The sequence below is a fragment of the Anaerotruncus sp. AF02-27 genome, assembly GCF_003465835.1.
In the GTDB taxonomy this organism is placed as follows: domain Bacteria; phylum Bacillota; class Clostridia; order Oscillospirales; family Ruminococcaceae; genus Anaerotruncus; species Anaerotruncus rubiinfantis.
This window is the reverse complement of sequence record NZ_QSBX01000030.1, coordinates 1-338: the sequence shown is the minus strand read 5'-3', so window position 1 is coordinate 338 and position 338 is coordinate 1. Positions and strand designations below refer to the sequence as shown.

The following is a 338-nucleotide window of genomic DNA, read 5'->3' as shown; positions in this document are numbered from 1 at the left end:
TCTTATGTCTTTATAACGTACTTGCGGGGCGCAGCTCGCTCCCCGGAGCTCCGCCGCCTTGCCTGGTGCGGGGTAACATAAATCAGCTTGCCGTTTTTACCACGGCGGTAATGGCCGCGCACTGACCATGCAAATTTGCGGTAGTTTCGCTCGGTTGGGATCTCGTGCCGGTCGATGGAGTATCTCCGGACTTTTGACCGCAGTACAAACGTGTTTGTCTGCTTGCCGGTTCCCCGGTTGGTACGGGGCCGGGACGAGCGGCTCACGGGACGATCCGCATACTCAACATCCGGGCGGTAATAGAGCAAATAAAAGGTCACATAGCGATAGAGGTTAAT

The 338-nt window shown here is 55.9% G+C and carries 1 protein-coding gene; it reads right to left on the bottom strand.

The genetic code is table 11. From position 1 onward, the window contains the following. Positions 1–2: 2 nt before the first annotated feature. A partial coding sequence (locus DWV16_RS19420) for a hypothetical protein (RefSeq protein WP_207661952.1) occupies positions 3–338 on the bottom strand: 336 nt, incomplete at its 5' end.